Here is a 15,822-nt window from a genome sequence, read left to right as displayed (position 1 = left end):
CCCATCAATTTCTTATTCTTTCTTCAAAGACCAACCAGTTTTAAGACCAATGATAAAATAGATTAAAGTTAGAGAACCAATTGCGAAAATGGTATCTCCAACTAATCGCAGCCATTTTAAGGTTCGTATATATTCTTGTTGGTTAAATTCAGCAGATCTTGCATACCACATTCCTTCATTTACACTAGCAACCGTTTGAGCCAATCCTACCGGAAGTAAACTTAAAACAATCATTAAAACAAGACCAATATTTAAAGCCCAAAAAGAAAACTTTATCATTCCTTCTTTCCAAGGAGCGTGTGCAGAAAGTCCTTTGATTGCAAAAAGTGTCAAACCTATACCTAACATTCCATAAACTCCAAAAAGTGCAGCATGTCCGTGAACAGGTGTTGTATTTAAACCTTGCATATAATAAAGTGCAATCGGCGGATTAATCATAAAACCAAAAACTCCTGCTCCAATCAAATTCCAAAAAGAAACAGAAATAAAGAAATTTATCGGCCATTTATAATTTTTCGTCCACTCCGTTGCTTTACTCACCCGATAATTATGAAAAGCTTCAAATCCCATGAAAACAAGTGGAGCAACTTCTAGAGCACTAAAAGTAGAGCCTAAAGCAAGAACTGCTGTTGGCGTTCCTGTAAAATATAAATGATGAAAAGTTCCAATAATTCCTCCAATCAAGAAAATACTTGCAGAAGCAATTGTAGCTTTTGTAGCTTTATTAATATCTAAAATCTGCATTCTAACAAAAAGAAAAGCGATAACTACTGTTGCAAAAACTTCGAAGAAACCTTCTACCCAAAGATGTACAACCCACCATCGCCAATATTCAATTAATGAAAGGTGTGTATGTGTTCCCCAAGTTAATCCAGCTCCATAAAAAACAGCAATCGCAATAGAAGAAATCACAAAAAGAACTAAAAGATTGTGATCTGGATTTTTCTTTGTCAAGGCTGGCCAAAGAGCTCTTAAAACTAAAATCAACCAAAGAACCAGACCTACAAATAAGAAAATTTGCCAGAATCTACCTAAATCTACGTATTCCAATCCTTGATGTCCGAACCAGAAACTCATATCTAAACCAAAATAATGGAAGATACTTAATAATTGTCCAGTCATCGAACCAAGAACAATTACTAAAAGACAGATAAATAAAAAGTTTACTCCAAATCTTTGAAATTTTGGCTCAAAACCAGAAACTGCCGGAGCTATATAAAGTCCTGTTGCTAACCAAGATGTTGCAATCCAGAAAATTGCTAATTGCACATGCCAAGTTCGAGTCACAGAATATGGAAGTATATCTGCCAAAGGAATTCCATATAAACCTTGACCTTCCACACCATAATGCGCTGTGATTACTCCAAAAATAACTTGTAGAAAAATCAAAAGTGAAACTACCCAAAAATACTTCAAAGTAGCTTTCATTGAGGGGGTTGGATGAATTCCAAGAAGCGGATCTTCTTTTGGTAAAAAATCTTTATTGATTTCTTCTTCCGTATTTTTTGCATGATAAAAAGCTAGAAATCCAATACCTAGAAGAAGCATCATGATACTGAAACCTGTCCAAAGCATTAGCGAACCATCTGGCTCATTTCCCATTAATTTATCAGGAGGCCAGTTATTTGTGTAAGTAATATTTTCTCCAGGTCTATCCGTAGTACAAGCCCAAGAAGTCCAAAAGAAAAAGGCATTAATTCGATGCAAATTTTCTTCTCCAAGAACTGTATTTTCAATCATTGCGTAATGCTCACGAGTTTGTGCCAATTCTGGATCATTTGAAAATAGTTTTGTATAATAAATTTGATTGTGAAGTATTGCTTCCTCTCGATCAGGACCAATAGTTAAATTTTTTGTTTCAGGATTGTAGTGGTTTTCTCGAATATAATTTTTTAGATTTGTTTGTAATAATGCTTTTTGGTCTTCATAAAGAGAGTTAAAGTCTTGAGAATATAATTTTTGCGACCAAAGATCTAATATAAATACAGCTTCTCTATGAATCCAATCAGCATTCCAATCTGGTGCAGTGTAGGCTCCGTGTCCCCAAATCGTTCCTAGCTCTTGTCCTCCAATAGATTGCCATACTCGTTGACCTTCTTGAATATCTTCTTTTGTATAAATTACATTTCCTTCTAGATCTACAACTTTTTCTGGAATAGGCGGTGCTTCTCTATAGATTTCAAAACCATAATATCCAATTATAGCAAATGAAATTACTACAATTACAGTGAGTGTAATCCAGAGTTTTTTTACTTGTTTCATTTGTTTAATGTTTGATTTTCAGTTATTAACATTAATTTAAGAAAGTTTTTTTGAAAAAAGATAAAATAAGACAGAAAGGTTTGAATTATTAAAATTAACTCTGTAATAGAATAACTTTTAACACTCTTATATTCTAGTTTTAACAACTAATTAAATTGTTTTCAAGTTCTTAAATGTTTATATTTAAAGTGGAAAGTAAATTATGAAATGTTGTTAAATTTAATATAAAATTATGTCTAAATTGAAATATGATGAAGTTCAAATAGCTGTAGATTCTTGGGAAGAGCTTTTAAAAAAGCATAGTGATTTTGTAAAATTTTTTATTCCTAATGGGAGATTTATAATTCCAGATGAACATATAAATTGGATGAAAAGTCATAATCAAGATTGTTCTAATTTCCATGTGTATTTTGGAGTGAAAAAAGAAGAAATTATTTTAATTTTTGTTCCACTTGATCATAATCATAAAGAAAAAACGAAACTTGTCGATTATAGATATTCTGTATTAACTGAAATAAAAGAAAAATTTTCTCTAATAGAAAGAGAGGTTGTTACAAATATCAAAAAAACTTCTTTTTCTAAAGATTTAGATGTTTTAAATTATAAAGAAATAACAAAATATTCAGTTTATAAACGTCCTGATTTAAAAGAAAATATTACATCTGAAGATATAATTAATTGGAAAAGTCATTGTATGGACTGGTTTTATCATGAAATTATAAATGAAGGAAGTCGACGAATTTTTAGAGCTTTTATTGTACCATTTTCTGATATAAACGTTAAAAAAGAAAAAGAGAAGGAACTTAGTATTGTCTTTGGAATGAAATATTCATCAATTTATAAAATGAAATATCCAATTCTTGTTTTTATAACTTCAAGACATAAAGATGATTCTAAAACAGTTTTGTTGAGTAAAAGAAGCGAAGAAACAATTTCTGAAACAAATTCAAAGGATTTTTCTAGTCCTTGTCCTCCTTTCTGTAAAGATAAATATGATTTTAAGTTTTTGAAAAAATAAATTTTGTCAATAGTTTTTTATGATATTATAAAAATAATTTCTCTTAGTTTGTTGGGAATAGCTGTTTTTAGTGGTGTTATTCATTATAAAAAGTTACCTAATGAATTGAGGTGGTTTTTCTATTTTCTTTGTTTTTTCAGTATTATCGAAATTATTTCTAATATTTTAATTGAGTTAAGAATTCAAAATATCCTCTTATATCCACTTTATGTTTTTGGTGAATTTCTAATTCTTTCTCTATTATTATTCAATAAAATATTCAGTAAAAAAACTAAGTACATTCTTATTACAATTTTTAGTCTTTTCTTTTTAGCTGAAAATATTTTTCTATTTGTCCAACAAAAAAATCTAACAAACAGTTACAGTAAAATTATTTTTCATCTGCTAATAATTTCTTCTATAGCCTATTTATTAATTAAAACCATCAAAGAATTTGAGAAACTAAACTATATACTTGTTAACTATATCGTACTTTTCTTTTACTATTCAATTTCACTTTTTTTATTTGTTTTAATGAATCAATTGGAAAATGTAAGTCTAGAAAAAGCATCAATTATTTGGGGATTGAATAATCTTTTGTCTTCAATTTTATATTTCAGTTTTATCATTTCATTTTTTAAACATAAAAAGTATGTATGATCTAAAATTTTTAATTTTAATAATTATAGTATTTTCAATAATTATCATTTTTTCTTTTTTAGCATACAAAGCTTTTGTAGTGAAATTGATGAAAGAAAAAAGAGTTCAATTTGAAAAGGAATTAGAATATCAAAAAGAAACAACAAAGAAATTTATTGAAGGACAAGAAGAAGAACGAAAAAGAATTGCTGAATTATTACATGATGAAGTTGGGAATAAATTAAATATTTTGTCTTTATGGATTAATAACGAGGAAACTTGGAGAAATGAAAAATCTAGAGAAGTAATTTCATCACAAATACCTGAATTGATAAATGCTACAAGAAATATTTCTCATACAATGTATCCTGTAAATTTAGAAGAATTAGGATTAATTTCTATGCTTGAAAAATTATTTTCTAATATGGATTCGTCTATTCATGTTAGTATTAATTTAAACCATCCTTATCAAAAGAAAAACATCAACTTTGAAGTTCAAATCTATCGAATTATTCAAGAATTTTTAACTAATTTCATTAAACATTCTAAAGGTTCTGAGTTAAAATTAATAATCCGAGACTGTGAAAGTTATTTCTCTTTTTTAATTTCGGATAATGGAATTGGCTTTGATTTAAATTCTAGTAAAAAAGGGATGGGAATAAAAAATATAGAATCTAGGTTAGAATCTATTGATGCAAAATTTAAATGGAAAACTCAACGAAATAAAGGTTGTAGATTAATTGTTTCAATAAAAAAACTTGACAAATGATAAAGATTTCAATAATAGATGATGAACAATTATTTCTCGAAGGTTTGAAATTATTGTTTTCCAATGAGAATAAAGTAGAAGTTGTTTTGGCAGAAAATAATGCTAATGACTTTATTGAGAAATTAGAACAAACAAAGCCTTCTTTTTTCCCAGATATTGCCCTAGTTGATATTCAAATGAAACCGATAAATGGTTTTGAACTTGTAGCTATTTTAAAAGAAAAATATCCCGAATTGAAACTTATAATTCTTTCTTCTCATTATAAAAAAAATGTAATTGGACATATGATAAAATTAGGTGTTTCAGCTTTTATTCCTAAAAATGCTAATAAAACTTTACTTATGGAAGCAATTGAAGCAGTTTATGAATTTGGAGTCTATTTTACTAAAAAAGATAAAGATTTAGTTCAAGATCATTTGAATTTTAGAACTAAAAAACCATCTATAATTACAAAAGATCAATTGTCAAAAAGAGAAATAGAAGTTTTAGAATTGATTTGTACTGAAAAAACTAACCACGAAATTGCAGAAAACCTTTTTTTAAGTAAAAGAACAGTAGAAAATCATCGGCAAAGAATTTTAGAAAAAGTCGGAGCTAAAAATACAGTTGGTTTAGTAGTATATGCGATTGTAAATGATATTCATCCACTTCCGCCAAGTTTTTAATAGATAGCATTAAACCTAGATCTTTATCGTTCCAAAAACCGCAAAATGATCTGAACTACTTTGTTTCAGAACTTCAGCTTTTATTGGTTGGATTTTTCCTTTATACATAATATAATCAAGAGTGATTATTGGAAAAGGGATTTTCGAACTATTAGGAAATGTATAACTAAATCCTTCGCCTTTTTCATGAAACAAATCTGACCAATCTTGACGAATATGATTGTATAAAGGTTCTACTTTCATCGTATTGAAATCACCACAAAGCAAAATGTTTTTATTTGAAAAGTTCTTGTTTAAATACAAATTTATTTTTGCCCATTCTTTTTCTCTTAGATTGTAAATTTTCTCATATAAATCATAAAAATCTTTAGGGTTTTCTATTGCTTTTGCTGGAGAAGCTAGATGTATATTTGATACTATCAATTCTTCTTTTCCAACTTTTATTTTATTTATTTGACAAAAAGGAAGTTTGTTTATGTTTTTTAAATATTTGGTTTCTGTTATTGGATATTTAGAAAATACGCCAAAACCATGCGTTCCTTTTCTTTGGGATATTTTTTTGTATTTATATATTTTGGATAATTTCTTTTGAAGTTCATTGTTCCACTGATAAGTCAATTCTTGTACAAGTAAAATATCCGGTTTTGTAGAAATTATTTCATTTAAAATATTCTGTTTGTATTTATTTTTAAAAAAGAGATTGTAAGTAAGAATTGTAACTTCTTTATTTTGCTTTACTTCATTTGTGGTAAAATGAAATCCTCTGATATAATTATAACCAAAGTTTAGAAAAACTAAAAATGTGCAGATGAAAAAAACATTGTGAAATTTCTTCAATTTTTTTCTTCTAGATATAAATACAAATGTTGCAAATAGAAATATTGGAATTTGAATAGTCATGAGAATATTTCCAAGTAAAAAATGAGAATTCCAAATAAGTGCTACAAGCAAGAGAAGTGATAAAAAGTAGAAGAAAATTTTCATTTTTGGGATTAGCTTTTTTTATTGGTAGTAAATTATAAAATTTTATTATTAAAAAAATAATATAATTTATGGATATATAAAGAACGAAAAACTATAAATAAAAGTATTGTGTAATAAAAAAACCGAGTCTGAAAACTCGGTTTTTGAGAAAAATTTACTTAGATTAACCGCTATAACTAGTTGTTTGCTCAATTGATATTTGATAGTCTTCACTATAAATATTATCTACAAAAATCCATTCTGCATTTGCACTTCCATGCGTGAATATCACTTTCATAAAACCTCTATCTGAAGCATTCACATAATTTAAATCTTTAATCATTGATTTCATAAATGCTTCAAAAATCGAAGAAAGAATATTGCCTTTTAAAACTAAATCCACACCTGGAGATGTAACCGAAGTAGTTGCAAATTCTTCACCAACTTTTCCATAATTATTTAATTTTAAATCCGAATGCCAAGCATTATGTGTATCTCCAGCAAGCGTAACTAATTTTTTCCCTTGAAAAGCGTTTAAAACCACATCTCTCTCTTTAGGATAACCATCCCAAGCATCCAAATTATATGGAAAACCTTCGCTGACACTCGCTCTTTGAACGGTTGTTAATGTTGGATCATTTACTTCAAATCTCCTCTGCAACTCAATGAATTCTTTCATTTTTTGTTCTAAAGCAATTCTTTTTTGTGTTGTAATATTTCCTTTTCTTTCTTCTTCTGAAAATTCTTCTAGTAGATTTAAGAAATCAAAAGGTAATAACATTTTTGCCATCAGTACTTGTTGTCCCAATACTTGCCAAGTAGCACTATTGCTTTTAGCTAAATTTAATAACCAACTTTTTTGTTCTTGTCCCAGAATAGTTCTCGTAGGATCTAACCAAATATCTTTAAAGCCTTCATTGTCAAAACCTGAAATTGAAATAAAATCTCCATAAGATAATTGTTTATCTCTCCCAATCACTCTAGTATCTAACATGATTAGATTAACTAAATTTCCAAATTCAATATTTCTATAAATCAAATTATTATCTTCTGTTTTCACAGGTAAATATTCACTAAAAGCTTTAATTGCACTAGCTTTTCTTGTTGTAAAACTTCCTTCAGAAGAATCGTGGTTTTGTGCACCATCTTTATAGGTATCATTGGCTATTTCATGATCATCCCAAACACAGATAAATGGTTTTTTCTGATGTGCTAATTGTAGCATTTTATCCGAACGATACAGACGATATCTTTCTCTATAATCATCTAAAGTTATAATTTCATGAAGCGGAGAAAGTTCTCTTTCTACCTCTGAAGTATTTCCGTATTCTCCCTCGCCATATTCATAGATATAATCACCTAAATGAACAATTACATCTGCATCTGAATTTGCCATAGCATCATAAACATTAAAATACCCTGCTGCATAATTAGAACAAGAACAAACTGCCAATTTTACTTCATTTGGGTTTTCAGCCAATGTAATCGTTTCTCCAATAACGGAACCCGTTTCTTCTTCTAACTGAGCAAAACGATAATATAATTTTTGATTAGGTTCTAAATCTTGAACTTCGATTGAAATCGTGTAATCTCTTTGCGCATTTGTGATAAAATTTCCTGAACGAATTACTTGTGTAAAATCCATATTTTTTGAAACCTCCCAAAAAATAGAAACTTCTGGAGCATCTGTAGAATATCTTGTCCAAATAATAACTTGATTTATTGTAGGATCAAAACTTGCTACTCCATGATTAAATTTATCAATTGTAGAATTATCAGGTACTGTATTGTCGTCCAAATCATCATCAGAACAACTAATAAAATTGGAAGCTAAAATGATACCTCCTGAGGCTAACAAAGTGTTTTTTAAGAAAGATCTTCTAGTAGTAGTATTTTTTGTTTTCATTACCGTTAATGTTTTTGATTAAATGAAAAAGAAAAATAGAATAGACTCTTTATTTAAACATTAACCCAATATTCCTATACTTTTAAATAAAAATTAATTTTGTTATGAAAACACTATAAAATCAAAATTGCTTTATAAAATAACTTTGATTTATTATTTTATAAAGCAATTCTTATTTTTTTAAAATCCTAATTAATCTCCTCCACAAGAAGAACAAGAAGAGCATGAACTGCAAGAGGAACAGGAAGAACAGGAACTACAAGAAGATCCTCCATCATCAAAACTTGAACCTCCATCATCAGAACTCGAATCTCCAAAATCAAACCAACTGCTTGATTCAGAACTAGAGCCTCCAACTTCTTCCAACACTGCAGGACTTTCCTCAAAAGTATCTGACATTAAAGTTGTGTCTTCTACAGAATAAGAATCTTCACTGAAAATAGGAGAGGAGCTTTCCATGTTTTCCGCAAATCCTAAATTTTCACCCATTTCTGTTTCAAAATGTGTATCGTTAAAATCATAAGATTGTTCATGATTAAAAGAAGACCAAGCTAATGTGTATAAATAAAAAGAATCGAAACCGTGGTAGTTATAATAGTAATCGTATTCAAAACTATAATCAGGAGAATTTCCGATTTCACTTACTCTGTTGTAATTCTTTTTCGGAACAATCACTTTTGTTTTAATATCTGTTTCCACAGAGTCTACATGCATTAACTTTTGGAAATTCATTTTGAACGAATTCACAAAATTATTGAAGAACTCTCTTTTTTCTATTCTAAAAGCATCAATAGATTCTTGAGAAGTAAATACAGATTTGAATTTTTCTTTCATCTCTGCAGTAGTTTCTTCGTTTGCCTTGAAGTCTTTAAGTAATCCTGTAATCTTTATTTGAATAGGAAATTTTCCAACATCATGATTTTTATAGATATCAATCGAAATCAAATATTTAAAATTTTCATCTTCATGCTCTAAAATCATCGAAAGATTTTTGAAAAAATGAGACATTTCCTCATTCATTTCTAAATCATAAGTGTCTAGAGCTTCTTTTAGATCATCTTTTTTTCCTTCCTCATCAAAATAAAAATCAATTCCATCGTGTGAAAGACGAATGATATTTGAGATTCCTTGTCCTACACAAACCCTATTGATTTGCTGTAAGATAGAAACTGCTGTAAAAGTTTGTCTTACTTCTTTTTTTCCAACATTTCCTGAAGTAAGATAGAATAATATTTTCTTGAAAGCTTTAGTTGGTTTAATTCTTTCAATATGTGAAATCTCTTTCGGATCCACAGTAATTTTTGATTCAAAGTACATATTTCTTTAGATTGCTTCGCAAGAACCACATTGAGCGCTTTCCCATTCTGAATGAGCATAGCATCCCCAAAATTCCTTTTTAGGTTCTCCGAAAGTTATAATGTATAATTTTATTGTTTTCTGAAAATTTGAATTGTTTTTAGCAATATTCTCCTCAGGTTGATGATGAATATATCTACCAAAATGATTATCACAAAATTGATGATAAGTTCTTGTAAAAAGAATAAACTCATGCCAAGCTAAGTCTACATTTAGAGATGGCGTAAGTGTTTGATTATTTTTTCCTACTAAAAAAAGAAATTTCAGAACCTCTACAAATAATTCTTTCACATCTATTTTTTCTTCAAATGGAACTTTTTCTAGTTTTGAAACTAATGCAGGATTATTCTTTATGATTTTAGAAGCAATTTCTCTTATTTCTTTAGTAGAATACTTTTTATGCAACATAAATATTTTGTTTGTTCAAAAATAAAAATTTATCTCATAATAGCATTTTTAATTATACTCTACTAATTGTTTGATTCCTTGTGTTATAGCGTTTATTGAAGTTTTTTTACTGTATTTTTTTTATGAAAAAGTACTTTTTGTTGCTAAAAAATTAAGAGTATATTTGAAAAATTAAATGATTTAAGAGTTTAATACTATTTAATGTTAAAATAATTATCCAATTCAAAATCATTTGATGAAAAAGAAAAGTTAAACATCAAAATTAAATTAAAACATGAAAAAAACAATTACCCTGATTCTTTTACTTTTTAGTATCTCCATTTTTGCCCAAAAAAAAGTAATTGATCAAAATGAATTAATGTCAGATCTTTGGAAATGGAATAAACATAATGATAATGATATGACTGGGACATTATGGATTCCTAGTAGCTATTGGAGGATTGCTTTAACAAACTCACCTGATGTAACACCAGAAACTATTGATCTTATTGAAGAATCATTTAAAGACTATGTATTGATTTGTGCTTTAAAAATGGAACAAATTTCTAATGGAACAAATGTGAGATTTGATTCTGAAGAAATAATTAGAAAAAATATTTTAATTAAAGATATTAATGGTAGGGTTTTTAAACCTATTCCAGATGAAGAAGTAGAATTAAGTACAAGAATGCTTCTTTCAAATTTGAAACCGTTTTTTGCACAAACTTTAGGGAAAATGGGACAAGGAATGCATTTCTATATTTTTGAAGTAAAAGATAGTAGCGGTGTAAATATTATTAATGAATATGAAGAAGGTGAATTTAGTGTTTTACATTCTGGGAATGAAGTTAAATGGGATTTACCTCTTTCTTCTCTAATTGATGATAAAATTTGTCCTATTGACAATGAAGCAATGAATGGTAAATGGAAATTTTGTCCATTTCACGGGAATGAATTAAAGTAAAAATTAAAAAGCCTCAATTGTTTAATAATTGAGGCTTTTTAATTTTTTATTCAGTACACAAACCACATTTTTCTAGGTTTATCGTCCAGTATTTTTGATCTTCTTCTTTAAAATAATCTATCCAATCTTTTCTGGTTTTTAAATCAAAAGCAAAAAACATAATTGCATTTTTTTTATAATATTGATAAAGAAGTAAATTAATTCGCCAATCGTATTTTTCATCTTGAATTAAAACTAAAATTTCTTTTTTATTTAATTTTTTCAAATAGTCTAAATCTTTTTCTGAATTATTCACAGTAATAAAATATTTACTTGTTTCTACTTGATTTGAACTGATAAACTTTAAAGATGTCTTTCTTAGTTCAAAAGTAGTTTCATTGTTTTTAGTTATTTGAGCATTTATGAAATTGACAATAAATAAAGCTATTAAAAAAAGTTTTTTCATAGTTGAGGTTTTCTATTAAATATAATTTTTTTGATTAAAGGATTAATTTGGATAAAAATCATCAATTGAAGTTTCATATCTAAGTCTTGAGATTTCTTGTTTATAATCCTCAGGAGATAAAAATGGTTTTTCTAAAATATTTGAATTCTTACAAGAAAAAATAGTGAAAAGTGAAATTAGAAGTAATAGTTTTTTCATTAATTTATTTTAATTTCAAAAGTTATTTCGATAGTTTAATTTCTCCTGTATTAGAATTTACCATCACAGCCTTTTCTAAATAAAAAGAATTACTCATTGCGGGATAATTAGTTTTTTTAAAATAATACCATTCTCCTTTTTTAGTAATGTGAATTTTTAGATCTAAATTTGGATTATTAGAATTGAGATTATCTTTATTTAGATGATAGTTTTTTTCAATTTCATCATTTGCCAATGCTAAAGCTTCTTTTGGTTGAATTTTTACATTTTCAAGTTTTGTATCCAATTCAATACGAATTGGTTCCTGACAACTAATAATTAAGGATGAAAATAAAAGAATTTGAATAATTTTTTTCATAATATTTATTTTGAATCGAATATATAAAAAAAGAGCTTCCTATAAAATAGAAAACTCTTTAAAAATATTTTGATATAATTCGTTTAATTTTTAAGTAGAACTTATTAAAGATTATTCGTTATGTAAAAACGCTTTTTTCTCTAATAATGTTTCTTCTGATTCTTCATGATCTTCATCAGGAACACAACAATCTACTGGACAAACTGCTGCACACTGAGGCTCATCATGGAAACCTTTACACTCAGTACACTTATCTGGAACAATGAAATAAAATTCATCACTGATCGGCTCTTGATCGTCCTCAGCGTTATATGAATTTCCGTTAGGGAAAACTACATCACCAGATAATTCTGTTCCTTGTTCCATAGTCCAATCTTCTGCTCCTTCGTAAATCGCAGTATTTGGACATTCTGGTTCACATGCACCACAATTGATACATTCGTCAGTTATTATTATTGCCATAATTATATTTACTTTAAATTTGCAAAACAAAAATACATAAATCTTTGTAAAATTATAGGTAAAATGTTGATAGAAGATAGAAAAAAAGCGTTCATAGCTCTAGGAGAGTTCTTAAGTCAGTTTACAACGGTAGGTATTGTGAAGAAAGACAATATCCCACATAATGACTTGTTTTTTGATGCTTTTAAAATGCAAATTAAACGAGCACAAGAAGTTAACGGTTGGTTTACGCAAGATAATGTGCTTTTTTCATTACAAAATTGGAGTGAAGCACTTACAGAAGAGAATTTAAATTCGTGGTTAAATGCTTATGATTTTAGTGCCATTTCTCCAAAAAAAGTTGCTGTAATCATGGCAGGAAATATTCCGATGGTTGGTTTTCATGATTTTTTATCGGTTGTAATGTCTGGTCATCATATTTTAGCAAAACAATCTTCAAATGATACGCATTTTATTCCTTTAGCCGTAAAATATTTAGAATATTTAAATCCAGAATTTAAAGAAACCATTACAATAACACAAGGAGAGTTAAAAGATTTTGATGCTGTGATTGCAACAGGTAGTAATAATACTGCAAGGTATTTTGATTTTTATTTCGGGAAATATCCAAATATTATTCGTAGAAATAGAAATTCTGTTGCCGTAATTACTGGAAAAGAATCAGAAGAAGAATTAGTGGCTTTAGGAGATGATATTTTTAGATATTTTGGTTTAGGTTGTCGAAATGTTTCTAAGATTTTTGTTCCAAGAGATTATGATTTTGATTTAATTTTCAAAGCTGTTTATAATAAAAAGGATATTATTAATTATGAAAGATATGCAAATAACTACGATTATAACAAAGCAGTTTATTTGATGAGTCTTTTTGATTTAAGAGAAAATGGGTTTTTAGTTTTAAAAGAAGATGAAAGTTATACTTCACCGATTTCTACTTTATTTTATGAATATTATGATTCTTTAGAAGATTTAGAGAAGAAATTAGAAGCAGATGAGGAAAAAATCCAATGTGTAGTTGCAAAAGACGAAACATTAGAAAGAGAAACTGTTGCTTTTGGAAATACGCAAAAACCAAGACTTTGGGATTATGCTGATGGTGTAAATACTTTAGAGTTTTTAATAGGATTAAAATAGAAATAGTTTTAAATTTAGAATTAATTCATACAAACCTAATAACGATTAAGCATATTTGGCGATGACTGAGCGCAGTCGAAGTCAAATAAATTTAACACTAATTATATGAAAGAAAAGAAACATAATTTTTGTGCTGGACCAAGTACTTTACCACAAGAAGTTTTTGAACAATTATCAAAAGCTGTAATTAATTATAATGATACTGGATTGTCTATTTTAGAAACTTCGCACAGAAGTGATTCTTTTCTTGAAATTTTACATAAAACACAAGATTTAGTCAAAGATTTATTGCAAATCTCGGATGATTATTCTGTTTTGTTTCTTCATGGAGGAGCAAGTTTAGAATTCTTGTTAGTACCTTATAATTTAATGAAAATCGGAGGAACAGGAGCTTATTTAGATACTGGACGTTGGAGTTCAAAAGCAATTCATGAAGCAAATATTCTAGGAAATGCAAAAATTGTAGCTTCTTCAAAAGATAAAAACTATAATTATATTCCGACGAATTATCATGTTCCAACAGATGCAGATTATTTTCATTGTACGACAAATAATACAATTTATGGAACGCAAATTAATGAATTTCCAGATATAGAAATTCCTTTGGTTGCAGATATGAGTTCGGATATTTTTTCTAGACAAATGGATTTTAATAAGTTCGATTTAATTTATGCAGGAGCACAGAAAAATGTTGGAACAGCAGGTTGTGCTTTGGTTGTTGTGAAAAATTCAATTCTTGGGAAAACAGATAGAAAAATTCCAACTCTATTAGATTACCAAAAACATATAGATAATGGAAGTTTAAGTAATACTCCAACAGTTTTTGCAATTTATACAGCTTATTTAAATCTCACTTGGCTGAAAAATAAAGGAGGAATTCAAGGAATTGAAGTTGAAAATAATCGAAAAGCTTCTTTTTTATACGAAGAAATTGATAGAAATCCATTTTTTGAAGGAACAGCAAGAACAGAAGATCGCTCAAAAATGAATGTGACATTTAATTTAAAAAATACAGATAAAGAAAATCTTTTTCAAGAACTTTGCGATGACGCTGGAATAAGTGGAATTGTTGGACATAGATCTGCTGGAGGATATCGAGCAAGTATTTATAATGCAATGCCATTTGAAAGCATCGAAATTTTAGTAGATACATTGCGAAAATTTGAAAAAAAACTAAACTAAGAAAACATACAAAATGAAAATATTAGCAAATGATGGTTTGGCTAGAAATGGAGTTTTAGCCTTAGAAAATGCAGGATTTGAAGTACTAGTTGTGAAAGTTGCACAAAGTCAATTGATCAACTACATAAACGAACATAATATTGAAATTCTGATTGTAAGAAGTGCTACAGAAGTAAGAGATGATGTTATTGATGATTGTCCTTCTTTAAAAATGATTGCTAGAGCAGGAGTTGGAATTGATAATATTGATGTCGAATATGCAGAGTCTGCAGGAGTTCGCGTGATTACAGCTTCAGATGCTTCTTCAAATTCTGTTGCAGAATTAGTTTTTGCACATTTATTTGGAATGGTTCGTTTCCTACATGATTCGAATAGAACAATGCCATTAGAAGGAGAAATTAATTTTAAAGGATTAAAGAATTCTTATGCTGCTGGAACAGAGTTAAGAGGGAAAACTTTAGGAATTATTGGTTTTGGTAAAATTGGGCAAAATGTTGCTAAAATCGCCTTAAGTTTAGGAATGAAAGTTCTTGCTTGTGATCCATACGTAGAAGAAGCTACAATTGAATTAGATTTCTATGATGGGCAAGCAATTCACTTTAATGTATTAACTACAGATAAAGAAGATGTACTTAAAAACTCTGATTTTGTAACAATTCATACGCCATACCAAGACGGGCATTTGATTTCAGTTAAAGAAATTGAAATGATGCGTGATGGAGCTGGAATTATAAATACTTCAAGAGGAGGAGCTATTGATGAGGTTGCTTTGGTAGAAGCTTTAAATGCGGATAAATTATTATATGCAGGATTAGATGCTTTTGAAGATGAGCCAACACCAGCAATTCAGATTTTGATGAATCATAAAATTTCGATGACACCACATATTGGTAGTTCAACAATCGAAGCACAAGCTCGAATTGCACAAGATATTTCAGAGCAAATTATTGAAGCTTTTGAAGGGTAGTAAATTATGAAAATAATATAAAAAGGAATGGGAGTTTAATAAGCTTCCATTTTTTTTATTCATAAATATTTAAAAACTTATGATATAGTATGGTATTTTTATAAATAATTTAAAACTGCTAAGGTAAACAGTAAATAAGTATTAATTATATAGATTAATTAAGAATAAATT

16 protein-coding genes are annotated in these 15,822 nt (G+C 28.2%); 7 read left to right on the top strand and 9 right to left on the bottom strand.

Translation table 11 applies throughout. The features are described 5' to 3' along the window. Window positions 1–12: 12 nt before the first annotated feature. Complete coding sequence (locus I0K12_RS06645; protein ID WP_196886396.1) at window positions 13–2,262, bottom strand: nitric-oxide reductase large subunit; 2,250 nt, start codon at window positions 2,260–2,262, stop codon at window positions 13–15. Between the two features lie 232 nt (window positions 2,263–2,494). Between I0K12_RS06645 and I0K12_RS06640 the strand changes: the two genes are divergently transcribed. From I0K12_RS06640 to I0K12_RS06630, 3 genes are all read left to right on the top strand, one after another. Beyond that, complete coding sequence (locus tag I0K12_RS06640; RefSeq protein WP_196886395.1) at window positions 2,495–3,280, top strand: hypothetical protein; 786 nt, start codon at window positions 2,495–2,497, stop codon at window positions 3,278–3,280. Between the two features lie 727 nt (window positions 3,281–4,007). Further along, window positions 4,008–4,667, top strand: a complete 660-nt coding sequence (locus tag I0K12_RS06635) for a sensor histidine kinase (protein ID WP_196886393.1) — start codon at window positions 4,008–4,010, stop codon at window positions 4,665–4,667. Next, window positions 4,664–5,332 (top strand): response regulator transcription factor, encoded by a 669-nt coding sequence (locus I0K12_RS06630; protein WP_196886391.1) that lies wholly within the window; start codon window positions 4,664–4,666, stop codon window positions 5,330–5,332. Before I0K12_RS06635 ends, I0K12_RS06630 begins: the two co-directional genes overlap by 4 nt. A gap of 15 nt (window positions 5,333–5,347) precedes the next feature. Here the strand turns inward: I0K12_RS06630 and I0K12_RS06625 are convergent, their stop codons facing one another. The 4 genes from I0K12_RS06625 to I0K12_RS06610 all read right to left on the bottom strand — a co-directional run bounded on the left by I0K12_RS06625 (window position 5,348) and on the right by I0K12_RS06610 (window position 9,965). Continuing rightward, window positions 5,348–6,169, bottom strand: coding sequence for an endonuclease/exonuclease/phosphatase family protein (locus I0K12_RS06625; protein WP_196886389.1), 822 nt, complete (start codon window positions 6,167–6,169; stop codon window positions 5,348–5,350). A gap of 310 nt (window positions 6,170–6,479) precedes the next feature. After that, window positions 6,480–8,201, bottom strand: a complete 1,722-nt coding sequence (locus I0K12_RS06620) for an alkaline phosphatase D family protein (RefSeq protein ID WP_196886387.1) — start codon at window positions 8,199–8,201, stop codon at window positions 6,480–6,482. 192 nt (window positions 8,202–8,393) lie between these two features. Beyond that, entirely contained in the window at window positions 8,394–9,518 is a 1,125-nt protein-coding gene (locus I0K12_RS06615) for a hypothetical protein (RefSeq protein ID WP_196886385.1), read from the bottom strand. Between the two features lie 6 nt (window positions 9,519–9,524). Beyond that, entirely contained in the window at window positions 9,525–9,965 is a 441-nt protein-coding gene (locus I0K12_RS06610; protein WP_196886384.1) for a glycine-rich domain-containing protein, read from the bottom strand. Between the two features lie 274 nt (window positions 9,966–10,239). Between I0K12_RS06610 and I0K12_RS06605 the strand changes: the two genes are divergently transcribed. Next, the gene (locus tag I0K12_RS06605) at window positions 10,240–10,908 is read left to right on the top strand and encodes a hypothetical protein (protein WP_196886382.1); all 669 of its coding nucleotides are present in this window, start codon (window positions 10,240–10,242) and stop codon (window positions 10,906–10,908) included. 46 nt (window positions 10,909–10,954) lie between these two features. Here I0K12_RS06605 and I0K12_RS06600 read toward each other — a convergent pair whose 3' ends face one another. The 4 genes from I0K12_RS06600 to I0K12_RS06585 all read right to left on the bottom strand — a co-directional run bounded on the left by I0K12_RS06600 (window position 10,955) and on the right by I0K12_RS06585 (window position 12,371). Further along, complete coding sequence (locus tag I0K12_RS06600) at window positions 10,955–11,353, bottom strand: hypothetical protein (RefSeq protein WP_196886380.1); 399 nt, start codon at window positions 11,351–11,353, stop codon at window positions 10,955–10,957. Window positions 11,354–11,395: 42 nt separating this feature from the next. Further along, on the bottom strand, window positions 11,396–11,551 hold the full coding sequence (locus I0K12_RS06595; protein ID WP_196886378.1) for a hypothetical protein: 156 nt from the start codon (window positions 11,549–11,551) through the stop codon (window positions 11,396–11,398). Between the two features lie 22 nt (window positions 11,552–11,573). Next, window positions 11,574–11,909, bottom strand: coding sequence for a hypothetical protein (locus tag I0K12_RS06590; RefSeq protein WP_196886377.1), 336 nt, complete (start codon window positions 11,907–11,909; stop codon window positions 11,574–11,576). Between the two features lie 111 nt (window positions 11,910–12,020). Continuing rightward, on the bottom strand, window positions 12,021–12,371 hold the full coding sequence (locus I0K12_RS06585; protein WP_196886376.1) for a 4Fe-4S dicluster domain-containing protein: 351 nt from the start codon (window positions 12,369–12,371) through the stop codon (window positions 12,021–12,023). Window positions 12,372–12,434: 63 nt separating this feature from the next. Between I0K12_RS06585 and I0K12_RS06580 the strand changes: the two genes are divergently transcribed. From I0K12_RS06580 to I0K12_RS06570, 3 genes are all read left to right on the top strand, one after another. After that, window positions 12,435–13,502: an acyl-CoA reductase gene (locus tag I0K12_RS06580; protein WP_196886375.1), complete on the top strand. Its 1,068-nt coding sequence runs from the start codon at window positions 12,435–12,437 to the stop codon at window positions 13,500–13,502. Window positions 13,503–13,607: 105 nt separating this feature from the next. After that, a complete protein-coding gene (gene serC / locus I0K12_RS06575; protein ID WP_196886374.1) occupies window positions 13,608–14,684 on the top strand; it encodes a 3-phosphoserine/phosphohydroxythreonine transaminase in 1,077 nt (358 codons plus the stop codon). A 13-nt stretch (window positions 14,685–14,697) separates the two neighbouring features. Next, window positions 14,698–15,651, top strand: a complete 954-nt coding sequence (locus I0K12_RS06570) for a D-2-hydroxyacid dehydrogenase (RefSeq protein ID WP_196886373.1) — start codon at window positions 14,698–14,700, stop codon at window positions 15,649–15,651. The last annotated feature ends 171 nt before the right edge of the window (window positions 15,652–15,822 follow it).

It is taken from the genome of Aureivirga sp. CE67, from assembly GCF_015767245.1.
GTDB lineage: Bacteria > Bacteroidota > Bacteroidia > Flavobacteriales > Flavobacteriaceae > Aureivirga.
This window is presented reverse-complemented; position numbering and strand designations above follow the sequence as displayed.